This window comes from Paenibacillus sp. FSL H7-0442 (assembly GCF_038593105.1).
Taxonomy (GTDB): domain Bacteria; phylum Bacillota; class Bacilli; order Paenibacillales; family Paenibacillaceae; genus Paenibacillus; species Paenibacillus polymyxa_D.
This window is the reverse complement of the sequence record NZ_CP151963.1, coordinates 3,372,478-3,391,129: the sequence shown is the minus strand read 5'-3', so window position 1 is coordinate 3,391,129 and position 18,652 is coordinate 3,372,478. Positions and strand designations below refer to the sequence as shown.

Genomic DNA, 18,652 nt, shown 5'->3' with positions numbered 1-18,652 from the left:
GATCCGCAGCGAAAGCTGCCCCATTTCTAGCCATCAGCCGTCGGATTACGGTTGTTTTTTGGACAAACAAGCAGATGAAAGGGGCAGGACGCCGATGCAATGGTTTCGTCATACGTTAAAGGATCAGACGCCATATTATGTGTTCTTGGCTGTGCTGTTTCTGGTGGGAGTCGTCTTTGGCGCACTTATGGTAAACGCACTCTCGCTGGAGCAGTTACAGGATTTGTCCCGTTACCTGAAGGATTTTTTTGTAACGGTCAATCAAAACGAACAGGGATTCGCTGATTCGCAGGCGGCTTCGACCTTTTGGGATAGCGTATCTTTACATCTGAAATGGGTCGGCCTAATTTGGGTGTGTGGCCTTTCGGTTATTGGTCTACCGGGTATTCTTGTATTGAATTTCCTCAAGGGTGTGCTAATCGGATTTTCAGTAGGTTATCTGGTGGGGCAATATTCGTGGAAAGGACTGCTATTTTCTTTGGTTTCAGTTGCTCCCCATAACCTGCTCGTGATTCCGGTACTGCTCGTCTGCAGCGTGGCTGCGATGGCTTTTTCCATCCATATGATCAAAACCAAAATACTCGCTACCCGGCCGTCAGACGGAATGCTGCGTCCGTTGCTGTCTTACGCAGGGTTGACTGCTGTGATGATCGTGCTTCTTATTGGTAGCGCGTCCTTTGAAACTTGGATCACCCCGGTTATGATGCAATGGGTCACTCCTATGCTGACAGCTTCCGTGTCATCTTGATCCCTTTCAAAATGTTTGACTTTATTTGTATAGACCCCCTATAATAATAGGAGTGAAAAAAGTGCAGTAGGCAGTAGCTTTGCAGGGGGAGGGAGACACATGGAAGCACGGATCGAAAAAATTAAGCAGCAGCTGCAATCCCAGGGCTACAAACTAACGCCTCAGCGGGAAGCCACCGTCAGAGTTTTACTTGAGAACGAAGATGATCATCTGAGTGCGGAAGATGTATTTATGCTCGTCAAAGAGAAAGCTCCCGAAATCGGTCTGGCAACCGTATACCGTACCCTAGAACTGCTAAGTGAACTGCATGTCGTGGAGAAAATTAATTTTGGTGATGGCGTTGCGCGTTATGATTTGCGCGGCGATACAACCAAACATCACCATCACCATTTGATATGTGTGCAGTGTGGCAGTGTAGATGAAATACTGGAAGATTGGCTTGGACCATTGGAGGAGCGCTTGGAACGGGAATATAACTTTACCGTAGTGGATCATCGTTTGGACTTCCACGGTATTTGTTATCGTTGTAAGGCGAAGAACGATACGACCGCTCAGAAATCTTTGGGCAAATCCAGAAAAAACAAATCTCAGGACTAAAAGCTGACTACCCAAGCTCTCACCGACGAAGATGCGTTCGGGAGAGCTTTTTTGGTTCGGAGCCTGTTGTTCGGGATTAAGCGGTATAAAAAGGAATAGCTTGTCATACCCTTCCATAGAGAGTCCTAATTAGGACCATATTCTGGGGAAAAGGCGGCTGATCCACATGGTACTATCGTTGCGGAGAGGACTAAAATGGCTACGTTTGGTAATCTTGTTCGGGGCGCTGGCATGTATGTTCTTTTTTAGCCTCAGGCTGTTTACAGATTGGATAACACCTGTAGATCATTACCGAATACCGGAAGGACATGCAGTGAAGGTATTTGGCGGACAAAAAGTAAATGAAGGGTCCGAGCATCGAATAGCAGTGTTGGAACGTTTACGTTTCTTTTACTGGTATGGTGAATAGTCTAAGTAATCGGTCTTGATGAGCTTATGAAATGATGAAGGTAGCACACGAAGAAGCAGGCGCTGAGACTGAACCGCTGTATGCAGAACAAGGAGACTTTTGGAACTCATGAAAATGTACATTCAACCTTTCGTTCAATTTATGGAAGAGGAAAAGGGTTTGTCGCGCAGCACTTTGGAAGCGTATCAACGAGACGTACAGCAGTTTGTCGAGTTCGCAGAAAGCTGTGGTATTGAGCAGCCGGATAATGTCCAACGGTCACATCTGGTACTGTATTTGGGCCATTTGAAGGAACAGGGAAAGGCTGCGGCGACAATATCACGTAGCGTCGCCTCCATTCGCTCCTTTTTTCATTTTCTTATTCGGGAGGGAATTACGATCCATGATCCGTCTGTTCTGCTGGAGCTGCCCAAAGCGACTAAAAAGAAGCCCTCGGTGCTAACGCAGGATGAGATAGAGCGTTTGCTGGCCGCGCCAGATGTGACTGCCCCGCAAGGGGTGCGAGACAAGGCGATGCTGGAGTTGCTGTATGCGACGGGCATTCGCGTATCAGAGCTGATTGCCTTAAACGTGCGTGACGTGCGCACCGATCTGCGCTTTGTGCACTGTGGCGGCGAGGCAGGCAAGGAGCGTGTTGTACCGATCAGCCGTGAGGCATCACAGTGGGCACAAGCCTATATGGACGAGCAGCGTCTATTATTGCTGAGATCCGGGCAGGGTGAAGAAGCTCAGGTAGAGCAGGATGCCATGTTCCTGAACGTATCTGGACAGCGTCTCAGTAGACAGGGCTTCTGGAAAATGATTAAGAAGTACGGCCAGGAAGCAGGCATAAGCGAGGATATCACGCCCCACACGCTGCGGCATTCCTTTGCGGTACATATGCTGGAGGGCGGAGCGGACTTACGCTCTGTACAGGAAATGCTGGGTCATGCTGATCTGTCAACGACGCAGGTATATGCGCAGACGGCCAGACGGAATATGAAGGAAGTATATGAAAAGCATCACCCGCACGGCGGCAACCGCACTTCTCATGAAAGCAAAGATCGAACATAACGATACTTTGGTTTCATAGAAAATGTGATAATGACTATAACTTTACGATTGTACAAGTCAGGAGAGATATTAATGTCAACAGCCAACCAAGCTACAATTCAGGAAGCAGCAGATTATATCCGCGCCAAGAGCGGAATACGTCCAGAGATTGGCCTTATTCTGGGATCGGGTCTCGGTATTCTGGCCGATTTAATTCAGGATGGAATTAGTATTCCTTATCAGGATATTCCCCATTTTCCTGTATCGACGGTAGAAGGTCATGAGGGTGAATTACTGTTAGGCACGATTGAAGGTCGCGCTGTCGTCATGATGAAAGGGCGCTTCCATATGTATGAGGGCTATGGCCCGCAGCTGACGGCTTTCCCAGTTCGGGTGATGAAGCAATTGGGGATTCAAAGTCTGCTGGTGACGAATGCAGCAGGTGGTGTAAATACTTCCTACGAAGCAGGCGATCTGATGGTCATCTCGGATCATCTTAATCTGACAGGACAAAATCCGCTGATTGGACCAAACGATGCCGGTCTGGGCGTTCGTTTTCCAGATATGTCGGAGGCGTACAGCCGCCGTTTGCGTGAAATTGCCAAGCAAACGGCTAACCAACAGGGCTTCAGCCTGCAGGAAGGTGTATATGCTGGATTGCTGGGACCTAACTATGAAACGCCTGCTGAAATCGTCATGCTGCGTACACTGGGTGCAGATGCAGTGGGTATGTCGACCGTATCTGAGGTTATTGTAGCCCGTCATGCAGGAATTGAGGTACTGGGCTTCTCTTGTATCACAAATATGGCCGCAGGCATTCTGGATCAGCCTTTGTCCCATGGTGAAGTGATGGAGACGGCAGAGAAGGTACGTGAGCAATTTTTAAAACTTGTGCTAGCGATTATTCCACAAATGTAGATTGGGGATCATGTTCAACCGAAGTGGTGGACATATATCCCAAGAGCCCCATATCCAAACGCCTTTTGATGGCGTGGGTATGGGGTTCTTTTTTACATACAGCGGTTGATTTGAGTAACATCTCCTAATGGAGAGGCTGTGTGCTCAATGCAGTTGAATTCGCTTTTTCTGCTACAGCCAGTGTATGTCGTTCTTGCACCTTGATCACAATAACCATAAAAATAATCCAGTAAATGGATAGCGAGTTCAGGAAACGGCTGTCCGTTATATTGTTCAATATGATAAACAGGAAAAAAACAGCTGCCGTCAGCCATGTATACATATCTGCTTTGCCAATTCTAAATTTAAATAAAGTGGTTATGGCGAGTGTAATGGTTGCCAGTAGTCCTGTAAGGCCCACATCGATCCACAGATCTCGGAAACCGCTATGGCTGCTTGTCAGATCAAAACGAATTCCATTCGCATAGATACTGGGCCGGGCTGCCCAGTAGGAGCCATAACCATGTCCGAACCAGTAATGGCTCTGAATCGCACCAGCAATCCCCTGCCAGATTTCCGTTCTTCCAGTTAAGGTCGTTGTCTTTCCGAATTCCGACGCAATCGCATCTCCATAAGTAAAAGTGAACACCAAACCCAAAAGAACGAGCAAGCAGGAACAGCTAATGAAGAAACCACGCAACGCAATGCTTCGGATTCTCTTGAATAGCAATATAAACAATATAAATACGAAGAACGAAGATGTCAGCATCAAAGAGGTGGTAGATTGGCACTTGATGAGCAATAAGGCATTGAGTAAGATGAAGCCAATATGCAAAACTTTATGTTTACCCCTGAAAAAGTAAATGACATGTGAAACAAAACCTAACAGAGAGAGAGTTCCGAGTGTATTTTTATGACCAGAGATGCCCTTCCATAGCCCAGTATGTTCCACGCCACCATGAATAGCAAAGGAGGGAACGAGCAAAACGGCGAGTAAATTGAGTATGCTCAAAATACTTAACGTAACGACTAAGAGACGAATGCAGCCCTGTATTGTATAATGGGTGGCCAAATAGAGCCCAAAGGTAGAGAAGGCAAGAAATTTGAGAACCATCAGCAAGGAAGAGGTCTGCTCTTGTTCAGCCCACAAACAGGAGGCAGCGATGTACAGCATGAGTAAAGTCAGCAACGGATTGTCGGCTAAGGTTGCGATCAATGATCTGAGTGAAGGTAGTAGCATGATATAGCTAAACAACAAGATGAGCAGGGAAATCGTGATAACTCTGGGAGACAAACCCTGACAAGCATAGGGAATCGAAAAAGCCAGTAAACCAGCTACTGTAAGTATATGTTTCACGGTTCCACCGCCTAGATACGTTATGTATCTATAATATACAAAACGTATCTTCTTGTACAATAATAATAAAATATTTATTTTCATTTTTCCCACGCCTAGAGCAAGCCCTCTTGTGCATATACTCAGTCCATGCTAAGAAAATGAAGGATTCTTCGGCTGGTCAAAGAGGAACTTTTTACGTTTTTAAACATGGGGGTGTTCGGGTGGCGGATCATTTTTTTACAGACCGTTTGAAGTTGAATTTGAGTGGTACGGGCAAAGAGTTAACGCCGCAGCAATTAAATGAAAATTTTAAAACCATTGAAAAAGAATTCATTGAACGCAGTGTAAACGTAAGCTGGTTTGGAACTGCTGGTGATGGTATTCAGGATGATACGGCAGCTTTGCAGGAATTGATTAATAAGACCCCCGATTATTCTATTCTTCACATTCCCAGTGGACGATACAAAATAACCTCTACCCTACAGATTCGCAAGCAGGGTGTACGCATTTTTGGCATTCATAAGGGCAGATACCGACAAGGCAAAGGGGTTACGTCGATTGAATATTATGGTACGGGCCCTTGTTTTCAAATTGGAGATGAAAGTCTACCAACGTTTAGCGGATTTCAAAATGTGCAGTTTCATGACTTATCGATCCGGTACGAGGGGGCTGACAGAGCCACATTAAATAATCCGTTTTCGCAGTCGGTGAAGCGTGGATATTATGGTAAAGGTACTTTGGGTATTCAGGATTGGAAGGGCGGCGGAGTTGCCCTGGATAATGTCCTAATTGAGCATTTCGAAACGGCTTTTTGGGGCTACGAAAGTGATGTCAATTTATTTAAATGCACAGAGATTAATTACAATAAAACAGGGATTCACTTGCAGAATAGAAGTTCACAGTTTACTAGCATAGCGCTTTTTACATTGGGGAACGATACGGCATTGGATCTGAATAGCTCCAACGGGGCTAGATTTTTGGCTAGCCAGCACATTAAGGATGGAAGTTCCAATGATATTCCCATTCTCATTAATGATTTTATGAACGCTGAATTTATAGGCTGCTGGTTTGAGGGACTAAGCAGAGAGCATAAGATGACAGTACCTTCTTTTATTCAAATTGGTGCTACTAAAGAAACCAAAAATGTGGCATTGCGTGACTCCATTTTAGCGATAGCGGATAAATTCAATGATACCCAATCCGTATGTAACTATTTTGTAGATGTGGTCATTGGCAAAAAAGTTTTGGTGGACGAGGTGGGAGGGTATCCCCGTAATCTAAAAAAGCTTATTTCTTTCTCTGGTAGTTCTTCCACACAGCAGGTGACACTTCGCTCACATTTGGATTTTAACTATAACAATAATCGTTATGACGAGAATAATGGGACAGGGCAGGCTTTGCTGCTGGTCGAGAAATACTCGAACAACGGAATTGAGCATTTGGACGAAACCTTTGTTAAAGCCTACCTGGGAGCGAGACAAAATCTTCCGGCAGGTAGTTGGCAGAAGGTGAAGTTCAATCAAATCAACCAGGATGAGCTGATCGAATTCGATGCGGTGAATAGTCGATGGCGAGCCAAGCGAGCTGGGAAATACAGAATACAAGTCTACATTTCGACCGATCCCCAAGTTGATGGAAACCGTACACGGTTAGCACTTCACTTGAATGATGAGCAGCTTGCCGGGAGTTCCGCCTATGCTTATCTCGATGACAGGATAATTGGCGGACTGAACTATAGTGCATTGAGTGGAGCAATGGAACTTAGACTGGAAGCGAATTCTTTTATTGATATACGGGTGTTCAGTCAAAATGCAATGGATATTCTACCAGGTGGAGGTATCACATATCTCAACGTAAGCCGAATTTAAACAATTATTTCACAGACGATAGATGTTCTGTCATTTTAGATATTGGAAAATGCGCACCATGCTGACTCAGCTTGGTGCTATTTGATGTTTTTAGTCATATGGAATATTTTTCTTTCATTCTGACGACAATGGTTAGCAGCACAGCGAATAGGCCGGAGGAGTAAGTAAATAGGCTCCGGTGGTTTACGCCAATATGTTGAGGAGGGAACCGATTGTGAAGAAAAAAGTGGTGGCGTTCATCCTGGCTTGCCTGGTAGCCTTGACTGCCGTCCCTGTCGGCGGTTGGGCCGAAGAAAGCATACCTGATAGCAAAACCAAAGAGGGATCAGCGGCTGAGCTAGCTCCCCAGGCTCTCTCGGCGATCCTGATGGATGCAGATACGGGCACAGTCATCTATGAAAAAAACAGTCGTGAAAAGCTTCCTCCAGCGAGCATCACCAAGATTATGACGATGTTGCTAACAATGGAGGCCATTCAGGATGGCAAGCTTAAGCTGACCGATAAAGTTCGTGCCAGCGAATATGCATCTTCAATGGGGGGCTCGCAAATTTTCTTGGAGCCGGGAGAAGAAATGACGGTCGATGAGATGCTGAAGGGAATTGCGATGGCTTCAGGCAACGACGCCTCTGTGGCGATGGCTGAGAAACTTGCAGGGTCTGAGCAGGCATTTGTTGAGATGATGAACGCCAAGGTGCAGCAACTCGGGCTCAAGGATACGCATTTTGCCAATTGCAACGGTTTACCCGTAGAGAATCACTATTCTTCTGCGCATGATATTGCGGTTATGAGTCGGGAGTTGTTGAAATACCCGCAAATTACGAAATATACGGGAGCCTATCAGGACTATTTGCGTAAGTCCTCAGTCAAGCCCTTTTGGCTGGTGAATACGAATAAACTTGTCCGTTTCTATACTGGAGCAGACGGGCTGAAAACAGGCTATACGGCAGAAGCAAAGTTCTGTCTTTCCGCTACCGCGAAGCGTGATGGCTTGCGTGTCGTGGCTGTCGTGCTCGGGGAGCCAAATACGAAGATACGCAACAATGAAGTGTCTTCCATGTTCGACTATGCATTTTCTCAATATACAATGAAATCCATATACAAGCCGGGTGAATTGCTGGGCAGCGTAAAAGTTGAAAAAGGCGTGTTGCCAGAGCTGAAAATTCAGGCTGATCGTTCTTACAGTGTGCTGGTGAAAAAAGGTGGCAACAAACAAACGTTGCGTCATGAATTGCAACTGGCCCCAAGCCTCAAAGCTCCTGTCCGGGCTGGTGATCCAGTTGGTAAGCTGGTCGTCTATCAGGATGGACAACGGCTTAAGGAGTTTAATATCACTTCGCCTGTGGCTATCGAGAAGGCCGGATGGTGGAAATTGTTTAAACGTACCATGTCGAACCTATTTTCTTTGTAGATTTTACGGGGTTTTCTTCTAGTTTTGTCGGAGGGCAGGAATCGTCTGCGGCTACGTAGAAATCCTTGTCCAAGACCGGGAGGAGAGTGAGCAAGCATGAACCTGCAAATTGAAATGGAGCATCACCGGGGGGTACTGATTGTAAGGCTGTCTGGTGAGCTTGATCACCATACGTCGGACATGGTCCGTATGCAAATGGATGAGGCGATTCAGCGCCGGCAATGCGAGCATATTGTGCTCAGCCTGAAGAATCTTCAGTTTATGGATAGCTCCGGCCTTGGCGTTATCTTGGGACGGTACAAACTGATCAAGCAAAAGGGCGGAAAAATGGCAGTCTGTGATGTCAATCCGCCAGTACACCGACTGCTGGATATGTCAGGGCTGTTCAAAATCATGCCCATTTATGACAACGAGGGAAATGCGCTCACGGAACTGGAGGTAGTGTCATGAGAGAAGGCACGGGTAACAATTTCATGAGCTTGCAGTTTGCTGCAAAATCCGAGAATGAAGCATTTGCTCGTGTGGCTGTCGCGGCCTTTATTTCCAGGCTTGATCCCACAATGGATGAGCTAAGTGATTTGAAAACCGTGGTGTCTGAAGCGGTGACAAACAGTATCATTCACGGCTATGACAGCGACCCGTCAGGTGTCGTAACGATTAGAGTCGGGATTGAAGCGGACGTGATCACGTTGGTTGTTGAGGACGCAGGCCGAGGAATTGAGGATCTAGAACTCGCCAAGCAGCCTTTATATACGTCCAAACCTGAATTGGAACGCTCCGGCATGGGCTTTACAATTATGGAAAATTTCATGGATGAGTTTGAAGCAGTCAGTGAGCCGGGCAGAGGCACGTCGGTCCGGATGAAGAAAAGGATTGAATCCAAGAAAGCTTTATATAATTAGGAGTTGATCCTATGGAAGCAGGAGGAAAAAAAACTTCGCACAGCTATTTAGAGGATGCGGAAGTCAAGCGGCTTATTGCATTGAGTCAATCCGGTGATAATGAGGCTCGTGAGACACTGGTCAATAGTAATATCCGGCTCGTCTGGTCTGTCGTGCAGCGCTTTATGAACCGGGGGTATGAACCTGACGATCTTTTTCAAATTGGTTGCATTGGCTTGTTAAAATCGGTGGATAAATTCGATCTCAGCTACGAAGTCAAATTTTCAACATATGCAGTACCGATGATTATCGGTGAGATTCAACGGTTCTTGCGTGATGACGGTACACTCAAGGTTAGCCGTTCCTTGAAGGAAACGGCCAATAAGGTCCGCAAAATGAAGGACGAGCTATCCAAACGGCTCAACCGCCTGCCTACAGTCAAGGAAGTTGCTGATGAGCTGGGAGTGACGCCAGAGGACGTTGTTTTTGCGCAGGAGGCCAATAAGCCGCCTACTTCAATTCACGAAACGGTGTTCGAAAATGACGGTGATCCGATTACACTTATGGATCAGATTGCTGACGAATCCCAGGAAAGATGGTTTGACAAGCTGGCACTCAATGAGGCCATTGGCGGACTATCTGAGCGGGAGCGGTTGATTGTGTACCTGCGCTATTACCGGGATCAGACGCAATCAGAGGTTGCAAGTCGGCTTGGTATTTCTCAGGTGCAGGTATCACGGCTGGAAAAAAAGATTTTACAACTGATCCGCGATCAGATTGCCCAATAATAACAGTCAGGATCTTAGTGAAATCCTTATGCTTACGTATTTTTAAAGGGTATTCCAAAGCCATTTTAATGGTCAGGGGTACTCTTTTTTGCGTGGGATAAAAGACAATACACAGAATAGGTTTCCTTGCTTCGTTCCATACTAACTGATAATTACGAGGATAAGGAGGGGATCGGATGACTCATACTCCGGCTCCTACAGTAGCTCCTATTGTCTACTTGCGGCTCCGCAGCCGTGTCCGCATGATACAAGGACAGGATTTACATTTGGGTGATGTAGCCAATTTGCTGACTAATCCTGAATGGGAAAAGGAACTGCTTGAGCTTGTTCTCAAGCGGCCGCAGCACCAGGACGGTAATCTGATACTGATAGATATGCTGCAGATCATAGCAAAAATTAGAGATCATATTCCGGGGGTCGTAGTTGAATCTCTTGGGAAGCCGCATGTACTTGTCGAACTCGTGGAGAAACCCCGTAAGCCGTCCAAAATACTGTTTGTTTTGGTATGGGTGCTTCTGTTTTTTGGCTCTGCGCTGACAATTATGAATTTTCATGCCGACGTTAGCATGATGGAAGTACAGGTTCGGATTGTGGAGATGATTACGGGACATAAGGATGAGCATCCGTACCTGTTTCAAATTGCTTACTCAATCGGCATCGGCTTTGGCATGATCGTTTTTTTTAATCACTTGTTCAAGAAAAATTGGAACGAGGAGCCGACACCGCTGGAGGTGGAAATGTATCTGTACCAGGAAAATGTGGATCAGTATGTTGTGGCAGAGGAATATGAAAAGATGGCCCGTCTGCAGACAAAGGCTAAGAAACCATGATATTTGTACAGGCTGCACTTCAGATTATTTTAGGTATTGCTGGGGGCCTTGCGGTGGGTAGCGGTGTAATTGCTTTTTTTATTGTGCTGGATATCATGCCGCGATTAGCTCAACTCACCCGTACGTATAAAAAATCACGTGCATACGAAAAGGCAATGATTATAGGTTCAGTGCTGGGGACTGTGGTCGATTTTTGGAACATTTGTTTGCCACTACCGGGCATATTTACATGGATACCTGGGCTATTTTGCGGAGTGTTTATTGGTTTGCTCGCCGCGGCTTTAACGGAGGTATTAAATCTCCTGCCTATACTCGCCAAGCGACTCCACATGACCGTGTATATGCTCGGTCTGCTAATGGCAATGGTGCTTGGTAAGGTGACGGGTTCCTTATTTGACTGGTTTGTATACAACCGTTAACAACGAAAGCGAAGGGGACAAGGAATATGGATCACAGAGCGGATCAAGAGCATCGGGAGCAGCATCAAGAAGACGGGGTAATCGGAAGGGAATATCATACTGGCGAAGAAAAGTTGAGTCCATGGCAGGAAAAGCAGGCGCAGGAATCTGCACGTTTTAAACACAAAAAAGAGAGTGAGCGATCTGATAACGTAGAGGAGTCCGTTCGCTACTGGCAGGCCGAAGATAATATATCGCCGAGGATGAAGGATAACAAGAATACACTTGAAACAGTATTAGGTTTGGGGGAGACCTTTGATGTCGTATTCAGGGAAATGACACTGGGAGGGCGTCATACTGGATATCTGTTCCTGAATACCTTTGCGAAGGATCAAATTATGCTTGAAGTGCTAAAGCGGCTCACCTATCTGACGCCGGATAATCTCTCTTCCGATGGACTACAAGCGTATTTCGAAAACTTTATTCCACATATTCAGGTGGAGAAGACAGATAAGATGTCAGTCGTCATTAACAAGGTACTGACGGGGATGAGTGCCTTTTTCATGGAAGGTGAACGTTTTTCCCTTATTCTGGATACCCGTAATTATCCGGTGCGTAGTCCAGAGGAACCCTCTTTGGAGCGGGTTGTGCGCGGTGCCCGCGACGGGTTTACTGAAACAATGCTTACAAATGTAGGTCTGGTACGCCGGCGTTTGCGGGACCCAGGACTTAAATTTGAGGCTATGCAGGTCGGACGCCGAACTCGAACGGACGTATGCTTGGGCTATATTGACGATATTGTAGATAAGGTGATGGTGGATACTGTACGAGACAAAATTAAAAATGTTAATTTGGATGGTATTCCGCTGGCCGATAAGCAATTAGAGGAGACGATTATCAATAAAGGTTGGAATCCATATCCATTAGTACGATATTCGGAGCGACCAGATGTCGTGGCATCGCATATTATGGAAGGGAGACTCGTTATTTTCGTAGATACCTCACCCAGCGTGATGATCTTGCCTACCACTTTTTTTGACTTGTGTCAGCATGCAGAAGAAAATCGGCAAACCGCTTTTATGGGAAGTTATTTGCGGTGGGTACGTTTTTTAGGCATATTCGCCTCAATGTTTCTGCTTCCGATGTGGCTGCTAATGGTCATCAATCCCGAATTAAAACCAGCTTTTCTTGATTTTATTGGTCCTCAAAAGGAAGCACATCTTCCGCTGATTGCACAGTTTATCATCGTGGAACTAGGGGTCGATCTCATGCGAATGGCGGCTGTGCATACTCCGACACCACTGGCTTCCGCTATGGGCTTGATCGCAGCCATTCTGGTCGGTGATATAGCGGTTAAGACGGGACTTTTCGTGAATGAGGTCGTGCTGTATATGGCTGTCGCTGCCATAGGAATGTTCGCAACACCGAGCTACGAGCTGGGGCTGGCAAATAGACTGATTCGACTATTCCTGCTGGTTGCTGTTGCGATTTTTCACGTACCGGGCTTTGTCGTGGGTACGACACTGATCATTTTGATGCTGACGCTGCATCGGTCATATAATTCTTCGTATTTGTGGCCGTTCATTCCTTTTAATGCCAAAGCGTTAGCTTCCATCTTGTTCCGTATGCCTGTACTAGATGCGGCTAACCGCCCGTCATCTAACAAAACGAGGGACAATACGCGTATGCCCCATACGGATGCCGACACAGATTCGAACTCAGGCAATGGACAGGAGCATTAATATAAATGATCTGCATAAAAATCCATTGTTCTTGATGTTTTTTTTGCTATACTGGTGTAAACATTCGATGGAATATGACTAGCTTGTTCCAGAAAGAGAGGCGCCAGAACATGTATTTGCATGGAAGCAGTAAAATTAACAGCAATGGACATTTGGAGATCGGCGGTTGTGATACAACGCTTTTGAAAGAGCGTTTTGGCACGCCGCTATATATTGTTGACGAACAGTTAGTCCGCCGGCGTTGCCGGGAATTCATAGAAGCTTTTCGTGAAACTGGATTGAAGTTTCAAGTTGCTTATGCAAGCAAAGCGTTTTGTGTTATGGCGATGTGCGCTTTAGCTGCTGAAGAAGGGATGTCGCTTGACGTTGTTTCCAGTGGAGAATTATTTACTGCGCTACAAGCAGGGTTCCCGGCAGAACGAATCCATTTTCACGGCAATAACAAAACACCGGAAGAAATTGAAATGGCGTTAGATGCGCAAATTGGTTGCTTCGTCGTCGATAGCGAAATGGAGTTGCATTTGTTGCAGGCCCTTGCCTCTGAGAAGGAACAGCAGGTGAATATCTTACTGCGGGTTACACCAGGGGTTGAGGCGCACACGCATGAATATATGGCCACAGGTCAAGAAGATTCGAAATTTGGCTTTGACATTGGGAACGGTACAGCACGCCAAGCAGTGGAACAGGCTATCAAGCTAGATCATCTTAACCTGCTGGGGGTACATTCTCATATCGGTTCGCAAATATTCGAAGTGAATGGCTTCCAAATGGCTGCTGAACGGGTTGCAGCTTTTTCCAGAGAAATTAAGGAACAGCTTCAGTTTTCTTTCAAAGTGATTAATCTGGGTGGGGGATTTGGCATTCGCTACACAGAGGAGGACACACCGCTGAAAGTTTCCACCTATGTGCAGGCTATCGGCGAAGCGGTGAAAACTTATTTTTCAGGACTTTACGATGAACTTCCAGAAATTTGGATTGAGCCGGGACGCAGTATTGTAGGCGATTCAGGCACGACCTTATATACAGTAGGAAGCATCAAGGATATTCCGCAAGTACGTAAATATGTTTCGGTAGATGGTGGGATGACAGATAATCCACGCCCTGCACTGTATCAGGCCAAGTATGAAGCGATGCTGGCTAATCGAGCGCAGGATACGAACGAAGAGACGGTGTCCATTGCGGGCAAATGCTGCGAAAGCGGCGATATGCTGATTTGGGATGTAGAGCTGCCTCGTATAAATAGCGGCGACTTGCTCGCTGTTGCCTCAACCGGAGCCTACAATTACTCGATGGCGAGTAATTATAACCGAATACGTCGACCTGCAGTTGTATTTGTCAACAACGGTGAGGCCGAGTTGGTGGTGCGTCGGGAAACCTACGAAGATATCGTACGCAACGATGTTGTGCCACAGCGCTTGGTTCGTGATCAAGCCAGTCCGGCGGTTCAGCCCAACGCCAAGATTACGGTTTCGTCCTGATTTTAACATTGTAAGATCAAGCAGGCCATTGAGTCGGTAATCATATACCGGGGTCAATGGCCCTTTTTTTTGGACAAGACTTTGCTAAGCGCGGCAATTCATAGTAAACTGGAACTTGATGTTATTTAGTTCTCAAAACAGGTTGAAAAGGAGATACAAACAATGAAAAAAGGTAGAATAGATCTTGAAAACGGCGGTATCGTCGAAATTGACTTTTTCCCAGAAGAAGCTCCAAACACCGTTGCTAACTTTGAAAAGCTGGCAAACAGCGGTTACTACAACGGTTTGAGCTTCCACCGTGTCATTCCTGGCTTTGTTGCTCAAGGTGGTTGTCCGATCGGTAACGGTACAGGCGGTCCTGGTTACACGATTGACTGTGAAACAGCTACGAATACAACAAAGCATGCCAAAGGCGTTCTGTCCATGGCTCATGCAGGTCGCAACACAGGTGGCAGCCAATTCTTTATCTGCTACGCTCCACAACCACATTTAGATGGAGTACATACTGTATTTGGTAAAGTAACCAAAGGTATGGAATTCATTGATGCTGTAAAGCAAGGCGACAAAATGAAAGAGGTTAAAGTATTTGACGTGTAATTTTACCGTTAATTACATGATCTTTTTTTAATAGCGTTGCACCTAAGCCGTTCTGTCTTTGGACAGGGCGGCTTTTGTTGTCTTTTGTTTGACGGTTTATTGATTTTCGCAATCACGTAGGCATTACAGTGCGTAAGATCACATTCGAAAAGTAAGTGTTGTGATAGCCTTTTCATAAGAATGCAATTTCCAATTTTTTTTATATGAGTATTCAAACTCGTTAAGGATTGGAAAAGAAGGGGGCTTATCACATTGTCTATTTTAACGAGCACAAATCGACTCGGATTTTTTGAAATCCGGCTGGAATCCATTGGTGGACTCGGCGCTAATCTGGCTGGCAAAATGTTGGCCGAAACCGGGGTGCTTGGTTTGGGGCTGAATGCTTCAAATTTTTCGTCCTACGGTTCGGAAAAAAAGGGAACTCCGGTTAAAAGTTTCGTCCGTTTCTGTGAGCCAGAAGTCGATATTCGGGATCACAGTCCGATTGAGCAACCGCATGTGGTAGGCATTTTCCATGAAACGTTATACAAAACGGTAAATGTAATCAGCGGACTGCCAGCGGATGGGATTGTAGTGGTTAATTCCACGCGTCCAGCAGAAGAAATACGGGCTGATTTGGGACTGGTATCCGGAACATTAGCGGTGGTGGATGCGATGGGCATCGCACTGGAAGAGCGAACCAAACTAAATACGTCCATGCTCGGTGCCTTGTTCCGTGTCTGTGACTTCCTGGACCCGGAAGCGATGAGATCGGTTATACGCAGTACCTTTGAAAAGAAAAATCCACTGTTAGTGGAACCTAATCTGCGTACGTTTAACCGTGGTTATGATGAAATGGAACTGCACGTATATCCGGTTACTGATGACGCGCAGGATCGGGTTTTTGAACGTCCGCAGCCATTGCTGGGATACGAAACGCAATTACTGGGGGGCGTTATTGCAACTCAGGGAAACAGCATAACGAGAGATGTTAGTGGTTCACGTCAGGGGTATGTGCCTGAATATGAAGTTGATAAATGTACCCATTGTGCCAAGTGTGATTCGATTTGCCCGGATTACTGTTTTGTATGGGAAGAGCAAGCAGACAAACGCGGAAGAATGATGCCATTTTTGCAAGGGATTGATTACCAGTATTGCAAAGGATGTCTGAAATGTGTAGATATTTGCCCATCGGGGGCACTAAGCTCGCGTCGCGAGCAATGGGGATGGGCTGAACAGAATCGAGTTGCCCACCAATTTCCGGTATATGAAGGAGGGCGTGCGTAATGGCAAAACTGGAGGAAGAACTCAAACAGACAGGCGCCGCGCAAGTGACAACGTTCGAATCCGGTAATGAAATGGCAGCAACGGCGGCTGCGCAGATTAATTATCATATGATGGGATATTTCCCGATTACTCCATCTACCGAGGTAGCGCAGTATCTAGATCAGATGAGAACGAGAGGTCAGCATAATATTAAGCTGGTTGCAGCAGACGGAGAACACGGATCGGCAGGGATTTGTTATGGAGCTGCCGCAGCGGGAGCGAGGGTGGTGAACGCCACTAGTTCGCAAGGTTTCCTGTACATGCTGGAGCAGTTACCTGTTCAGTCAGGTACCCGTTTTCCTATGGTTATGAATCTGGTGACACGAGCTGTCAGTGGTCCCCTAGATATTCGCGGAGATCATTCGGATCTGTACTATGGTTTGAATACAGGCTGGGTCATTTTGACGGCAAGTACACCACAGGCTGTGTATGATATGAACATTATGGCACTAAAAATTGCAGAGCACAGCGATGTTCGGCTGCCTGTAATGGTCGCATATGACGGTTTTTATACGTCCCATCAAAAACGTAAAGTGCAATATTTTGCCGATGCTGAGACCGTGCGTGGTTTTGTAGGTCCTAACCCGAACTTAAATTATCCGAATATTACGGATTTTGATCATCCTGTTACTGTGGGCGCGCATATGAACGGCGATGACTTGACGAATAATCATGTTCAGCTGTCCGAAGCACTGAAGCTGTCAGAAGGAGTATATGAGCAGGTAGCAGCAGAATATGCCGCTTTATCCGGTCGGGAATACCCGATTTTAGATCTGTATCAAATGGAGGATGCTGAGGTTGCGGTATTTCTGTTGAATTCGGCGGCTGAATCGGCCAAGGATGTGGCGGATCAACTCCGCGCGCGCGGAATTAAAGCTGGTGTGATACGTCCGAACATCATCCGACCGTTCCCAGCCGCACAACTGCGGGAAGCATTACGCAATGTCAAGGCGTTGCTGGTAGGTGAGCGTGCAGACTCGTATGGGGCAGACGGCGGTAATTTAACGCATGAAATTAAAGCGGCCTTGCAGGAGGACCCGCTGAATCGGACACTCGTGTTGAGCCGTATCTTTGGCTTGGGCGGCAAAGATTTTTATGCAGAAGATGCAGAGGCGTTCTTCCAGCTTGCAATCGAGGCGGCAGAGGCCGGACGAGTAGAGAAGCCCTTTGATTACTACGGAATTAATTCGGGTTCACCGGACAAGGTGATGCCGCAAGTTATGCAGCCGCCACGTGGTAATGATTACCGTACGGGTCTGATTCAGGTTACGCCGGACGAGGAGACCGGGAAGCTCAAGGTCAAGGTACCCCCTTTGCGGTCGTTGACAACCAAACCACGGCGTCTTTCACCAGGCCACGGAGCTTGTCCAGGATGTGGGGCATTGTCTGCGCTGGAACTGTTTTTCAAAGGTATTGAAGGGGATATTGTCGTGCTGTTCCAGACAGGCTGCGTATATGTGACGACGACAGGGTATCCATATACATCACACAAACAACCGATGATCCACAATCTTTTTCAAAACGGGGCCGCTACCCTTTCAGGAGCGCTAGAAGCTTACATGGAAATGAAACGGCGTAATGAAATTGAGATGTCGGACGATCCGACCTTTATCATGATTAGTGGTGACGGTGGGATGGATATTGGTATGGGTTCTGCGATTGGTGCGGCTCTGCGTAATCATAAGCTAATCATGCTGGAATATGATAACGAGGGGTACATGAATACAGGTTCACAGCAATCTTACTCCACTCCGCTCGGTCACATGACCAGTACGTCGGGTGTAGGTAAAATGCAAAAAGGAAAGCAAGGGCATCACAAGGATACCGTGCAAATCATGGCTGCTTGTAACATTCCGTATGCTTTTACCGCTGCTGAAAGTCATCCGCAGGATATGCTGCGTAAAGCAGCCAAGGCTCAATGGTATGCAAACAACGTGGGTACGGCCTATGGTAAAATCCTGTGCGCCTGTCCGCTGAATTGGAAATCCGAAGACAGACTGGGTACCAGCATTGTGGGCGCCGCAGTCGAGTCCTGTTTCTTTCCTTTGTACGAAATAGAGCAAGGCAGTACGACGATTACGTACAATCCGGAGGACAAAGGAAAACGAATTCCAGCTGCTGAATGGCTGAAATTAATGGGTAAAACGAAGCATCTTATTAAGGAGGAGGCTACGCTGGCGACCTTTGAACAGGAGATTGAGCGTCGCTGGACTATCCTGAAAAAGAAACATGAAATTTCAGAGCTATAATCCTGTTTTTTGCATAATCATCGATTAACATTGTTAGCCGCTGTTACTGTAGTGGCTCGATCAAGATTCTTTGCGCTTTTTGCGCA

18 protein-coding genes are annotated in these 18,652 nt (G+C 46.5%); 17 read left to right on the top strand and 1 reads right to left on the bottom strand.

The features are described 5' to 3' along the window. The first annotated feature begins 94 nt into the window (after positions 1 to 94). The 5 genes from spoIIM (at position 95) to MHH57_RS14830 (ending at position 3,704) form a co-directional block, all read left to right on the top strand. The gene (gene spoIIM, locus MHH57_RS14850; protein WP_342424978.1) at positions 95 to 748 is read left to right on the top strand and encodes a stage II sporulation protein M; all 654 of its coding nucleotides are present in this window, start codon (positions 95 to 97) and stop codon (positions 746 to 748) included. A 99-nt stretch (positions 749 to 847) separates the two neighbouring features. Then, the gene (locus tag MHH57_RS14845; RefSeq protein ID WP_013310789.1) at positions 848 to 1,345 is read left to right on the top strand and encodes a Fur family transcriptional regulator; all 498 of its coding nucleotides are present in this window, start codon (positions 848 to 850) and stop codon (positions 1,343 to 1,345) included. 166 nt (positions 1,346 to 1,511) lie between these two features. Then, the gene (locus tag MHH57_RS14840) at positions 1,512 to 1,754 is read left to right on the top strand and encodes a YqzK family protein (RefSeq protein ID WP_029517289.1); all 243 of its coding nucleotides are present in this window, start codon (positions 1,512 to 1,514) and stop codon (positions 1,752 to 1,754) included. Between the two features lie 108 nt (positions 1,755 to 1,862). Then, positions 1,863 to 2,807, top strand: a complete 945-nt coding sequence (gene xerD / locus MHH57_RS14835; protein ID WP_029517290.1) for a site-specific tyrosine recombinase XerD — start codon at positions 1,863 to 1,865, stop codon at positions 2,805 to 2,807. A 72-nt stretch (positions 2,808 to 2,879) separates the two neighbouring features. Then, positions 2,880 to 3,704, top strand: coding sequence for a purine-nucleoside phosphorylase (locus MHH57_RS14830; protein WP_013310786.1), 825 nt, complete (start codon positions 2,880 to 2,882; stop codon positions 3,702 to 3,704). Between the two features lie 124 nt (positions 3,705 to 3,828). Here MHH57_RS14830 and MHH57_RS14825 read toward each other — a convergent pair whose 3' ends face one another. Continuing rightward, entirely contained in the window at positions 3,829 to 5,040 is a 1,212-nt protein-coding gene (locus MHH57_RS14825; protein ID WP_029517291.1) for an O-antigen ligase family protein, read from the bottom strand. Positions 5,041 to 5,243: 203 nt separating this feature from the next. Between MHH57_RS14825 and MHH57_RS14820 the strand changes: the two genes are divergently transcribed. The 12 genes from MHH57_RS14820 (at position 5,244) to MHH57_RS14765 (ending at position 18,566) form a co-directional block, all read left to right on the top strand. Continuing rightward, entirely contained in the window at positions 5,244 to 6,890 is a 1,647-nt protein-coding gene (locus tag MHH57_RS14820; RefSeq protein ID WP_342424977.1) for a glycosyl hydrolase family 28-related protein, read from the top strand. Between the two features lie 214 nt (positions 6,891 to 7,104). Continuing rightward, positions 7,105 to 8,298: a D-alanyl-D-alanine carboxypeptidase family protein gene (locus MHH57_RS14815; protein WP_029517293.1), complete on the top strand. Its 1,194-nt coding sequence runs from the start codon at positions 7,105 to 7,107 to the stop codon at positions 8,296 to 8,298. A gap of 96 nt (positions 8,299 to 8,394) precedes the next feature. Beyond that, a complete protein-coding gene (gene spoIIAA / locus MHH57_RS14810) occupies positions 8,395 to 8,748 on the top strand; it encodes an anti-sigma F factor antagonist (RefSeq protein WP_013310782.1) in 354 nt (117 codons plus the stop codon). Further along, complete coding sequence (gene spoIIAB / locus MHH57_RS14805; protein WP_069012715.1) at positions 8,745 to 9,200, top strand: anti-sigma F factor; 456 nt, start codon at positions 8,745 to 8,747, stop codon at positions 9,198 to 9,200. Before spoIIAA ends, spoIIAB begins: the two co-directional genes overlap by 4 nt. Positions 9,201 to 9,211: 11 nt before the next feature. Further along, positions 9,212 to 9,967 (top strand): RNA polymerase sporulation sigma factor SigF, encoded by a 756-nt coding sequence (sigF, locus tag MHH57_RS14800; RefSeq protein WP_023989213.1) that lies wholly within the window; start codon positions 9,212 to 9,214, stop codon positions 9,965 to 9,967. Between the two features lie 176 nt (positions 9,968 to 10,143). After that, entirely contained in the window at positions 10,144 to 10,797 is a 654-nt protein-coding gene (locus MHH57_RS14795) for a stage V sporulation protein AA (RefSeq protein ID WP_029517295.1), read from the top strand. Continuing rightward, a complete protein-coding gene (locus MHH57_RS14790; protein ID WP_029517296.1) occupies positions 10,794 to 11,216 on the top strand; it encodes a stage V sporulation protein AB in 423 nt (140 codons plus the stop codon). Before MHH57_RS14795 ends, MHH57_RS14790 begins: the two co-directional genes overlap by 4 nt. Before the next feature lie 26 nt (positions 11,217 to 11,242). Next, on the top strand, positions 11,243 to 12,937 hold the full coding sequence (locus tag MHH57_RS14785) for a spore germination protein (RefSeq protein ID WP_029517297.1): 1,695 nt from the start codon (positions 11,243 to 11,245) through the stop codon (positions 12,935 to 12,937). A 110-nt stretch (positions 12,938 to 13,047) separates the two neighbouring features. Beyond that, on the top strand, positions 13,048 to 14,415 hold the full coding sequence (lysA, locus tag MHH57_RS14780; protein ID WP_069012713.1) for a diaminopimelate decarboxylase: 1,368 nt from the start codon (positions 13,048 to 13,050) through the stop codon (positions 14,413 to 14,415). A 162-nt stretch (positions 14,416 to 14,577) separates the two neighbouring features. Then, positions 14,578 to 15,012: a peptidylprolyl isomerase gene (locus tag MHH57_RS14775; protein WP_013310775.1), complete on the top strand. Its 435-nt coding sequence runs from the start codon at positions 14,578 to 14,580 to the stop codon at positions 15,010 to 15,012. Positions 15,013 to 15,264: 252 nt separating this feature from the next. Continuing rightward, positions 15,265 to 16,278 carry a 2-oxoacid:acceptor oxidoreductase family protein gene (locus MHH57_RS14770; protein ID WP_029517299.1) on the top strand — a complete coding sequence of 338 codons (1,014 nt, stop codon included), beginning with the start codon at positions 15,265 to 15,267 and terminating at the stop codon, positions 16,276 to 16,278. Next, entirely contained in the window at positions 16,278 to 18,566 is a 2,289-nt protein-coding gene (locus tag MHH57_RS14765) for a thiamine pyrophosphate-dependent enzyme (RefSeq protein ID WP_165147036.1), read from the top strand. The genes MHH57_RS14770 and MHH57_RS14765 overlap by 1 nt, the downstream gene beginning before the upstream one ends. Positions 18,567 to 18,652 lie beyond the last annotated feature (86 nt).